This window comes from Streptomyces sp. NPDC002889 (assembly GCF_042888425.1).
In the GTDB taxonomy this organism is placed as follows: domain Bacteria; phylum Actinomycetota; class Actinomycetes; order Streptomycetales; family Streptomycetaceae; genus Streptomyces.
Map to the genome: position 1 here is coordinate 1 of NZ_JBIAPT010000067.1, position 3,394 is coordinate 3,394.

1 protein-coding gene is annotated in these 3,394 nt (G+C 70.2%); it reads right to left on the bottom strand.

Annotated elements, in window-relative coordinates:
* A partial coding sequence (locus tag ACFYWI_RS38335) for a condensation domain-containing protein (RefSeq protein WP_389240791.1) occupies window positions 1-3,347 on the bottom strand: 3,347 nt, incomplete at its 3' end.
* Between the last annotated feature and the right edge of the window lie 47 nt (window positions 3,348-3,394).

The following is a 3,394-nucleotide window of genomic DNA, read 5'->3' on the forward strand; positions in this document are numbered from 1 at the left end:
TCCAACACCCACACCACACGCCGCGCCACCGCACACGCAGCCCCCTCCCCAAACACATCCGGCCGATAATCCAGCCAGAACTTCAGCTCATCGGACGGTTCGACGCCCAGGCTCAAGGGGAAGTCGGTTGTCATCCGAGTCCTGGAGTCGGTCAGCACCAGTGGATCGGGAGGGTCGGCCTCGCCCGCATGGAAGTTCTCGAACGCCATCAGCGTGTCGAACATCGCGCCGGGTCCGGCCAGCCGCTGGATCTCGGTGAGACCCAGATGCTGATGACCGAGCAGCGCCGACTGCTGCGCCTGCAACTCCGCCAGCATCTCCGAGACCGACTGATCCGGATCGAACCGCACCCGCACCGGAACCGTGTTGATGAACAGCCCGACCATGTCCTCCATGCCCGGCAGCTCCGCAGGCCGCCCCGCCACGGCCGCGCCGAACACGACATCACGACGCCCGCTCAACTGCCCGACCACCAGAGCCCAAGCACCCTGAAGGACCGTGTTCAACGTCAGGCCCTGACCACGAGCCAACTCCCGCAGCGCCTTCGCCAGCGGCTTGCTCGGGTCAGCGATCACCCTCCGGCTCAGGACCGGCGGGGCATTCGGATCGACCGCCGCAACCAGTGTGGGCTCCTCCACGCCGGCCAGCGTCTGCTGCCACGCCTCCCGCGCAGCTGCCTTGTCCTGACGGCCCAACCACGCCAGGTACTCCCGGAACGGAGTGGCCGGTGGCAGCCCCCTGGCATCGCCACCGGCCGTATAGGCGGCCCACAGCTCCCGTATCAGGAGCCGCAGCGACCAGCCGTCCAGCACGATGTGGTGCAGCGTGATCACCAGGCGGTACTGCTCCGGACCCAACGTGGCCAGAAGAATCCGCAGCAGCGGCGGCTCCGCGAGATCGAACCGCCGGGCCCGCTCCTCGCTCCCCAGCCGCTCGGCCTCGGCCAGCGCCGCGTCCTCGGCGAGCCCCGACAGGTCCTCCTCCCGCCAGGGCAGGACCACCTGCCGCGCAATCACCTGCACGGGCTCCTCGACTCCGACGATCTGACGGAAGCCGGCGCGCAGGCTCCCGTGCCGTTCGAGCAGGGCGTCCCAGGCTGCCCGTAACGCCCGTATGTTCAGGGGCCCTTGCACATCGAGGGTCTTCTGCTCCACGTAGATGTCCCTGTCCCGCTCGTCGTACAGGGCGTGGAACATCAGCCCTTCCTGCAGCGGCGACAGCGGCAGCACGTCGACCACCCCACGGGCGTCCGCCTCGAGTGCCTCGATCTGCGGCTGGTCGAGCGCGGCCAGAGGGAAGTCGGAAGGTGTGTGGCCGCCGCTGCCAGGCCGGGAGGTGTGCGTGGCGAGACCGCTCAGCATCGCCGCCCAGCCGGAGAGCAGCCGCTCGGCGGCTGTCTCGTCGAGCAGGTTCTCGGCCCACGCCAGGCTCAGGACGAGCTGAGGCCCATCGGGCAGGTCCTGGACCAGGCCCTTGGCTTCGAGGGCATGCCTGACCGGCGCCTGCTCGCCGATGCCCTCGATGAGCCCGTGCTCCGGGATCAGCTGCCAGTCGCTGTCCCCGCTGGTGAACCGCCCCAGATAGGCGAAGCCGATCTGGGCGGTGGGCAGAGCGGCGAGGGTGGGCGCGGTCTCGGGGTTGAGGTAACGGAGCAGGCCGTATCCCAGCCCGTCTCCCGGCACCGCCCGCAGTTGTTCCTTGATGCGCTTCACAGCCCCGCCCGCAGCCGGACCACCGGCCCGCACCTCGGCGGGATCGAGTGCTCCGGCGTCGAGCCGGACGGGACAGCCGCTGCTGAACCGGCCCACCGTACGGGACAGCTCGGCGCATCCGGCCAGCGGGACCCTGCCGCGGTCCGGCCCCTCTACATCCACCAGTAGTCCGCCGAACTTGTCCTGGCCTGGCCTCCACTCGGCGATCGCAGTGATCAGGCCGGTCAGCAGGACATCGTCGATCCTCGCGTGGAACGCGGCGGGGACGCCGGTCAGCAGCGTCGAGGCGACCTCGACAGGGACGCGCACCGACGTCTGTCGCACCGTGGCGCCCACGTCCCTGGCCGGGTCCAGAGGCTGTGCGGTCAGCGGCGGATTCGCACCTTGCAGCAGCCGGGTCCATTCCGGCAGCTCCGCCAGTCGTTCCTCGCTTCCGGCCTGCGCGGTCAGGGCCTGCGCCCAATGCCGGTACGACGTCGGGACCGGCTCCAGCGCGGCGTCCCGGCCGGCCGCGGTCGCCGCGTATGCGTGCGCGAGATCCGGTAGAAGAGCTCGCCAGGACGTCGCGTCGAACGCCAAGTGGTCGACGGCCAGCAGGAGCCGCCCCGCGAAATCCGGCCCCCTGTCGAACCACACCGCCTGGATCATCATGCCCGCCTGGGCGTCCAGTCGGCTCGCCGCGTCCCACGTGTGCTCGGCGATCGCCCGCTCGAGGCCGTCGTCATCGAGCGCCGTCGCGTCGACGCGCCGTATGCACGGCGCGACCGACACCGTCCCGGCTTCCGGCACCACCAGCCGCCACTCCCGCCCGGCTTCCCGCCGAGCCCTGAGCAGATCATGGTGATCGACGAGGGCTTGGAGCGCGTGGACCAAGGTCTCGAAGGCCAGTGCCGCCGGAGTCGCCACGAGCGCCGACTGGAAGCCCGCGACCGGGCCGGCCGCGTCGAGCAGCTCATGCATCGCCGGGGTCAACGTCACTTCCCCGGCGCCGGAGGCCGTCTCACCGACCGGCACGTCCTGGTCCAGCGCGACTGCCACGGTTGCCAGAGCAGCCGGAGTCGCCAGATCGAACACTTGGTGGGGCTCAATGAGCAGTCCGGCCCGCCGGGCAACCGCCACCAACAGCATGGCCCGGATCGAGTCGCCGCCGAGTTCGAAGAACGAGGCCTCGGCACTCACCCACTCCAGGCCGAGCAACTCGGCGAACAGCCCGCAGAGCACCTCTTCCGTCGGCGTCGCGGGCCCACGGCCGCCCGCCACTCCGGCGAAGTCGGGGGCAGGAAGAGCCGCCCGGTCGAGCTTTCCGTTGACCGTGACGGGCAGTTCCTCCAGCACGACCACGGCGGCAGGAACCATGTAGTCGGGCAACCGGTCGGCCACGAACTCCCGCAGCACTGGCTCGTCCACCTGGTCATCCATAACCGGAACGACGTAGGCGACGAGGCGTTTGTCCCCCGGCCGGTCCTCCCGGACGATCACCGCGACCTGACCGACCGCCTCATGCGTACCGAGAACGGCCTCGATCTCACCCGGCTCCACCCGGAACCCACGAACCTTCACCTGCTCATCCGCCCGGCCGGCGAACAACAGCTCACCGTCCGGCGACCACCGGGCCAGATCACCCGTCCGATACATCCGCACACCCGACCCCACGAACGGGCAGGCCACGAACCGCCCCGAAG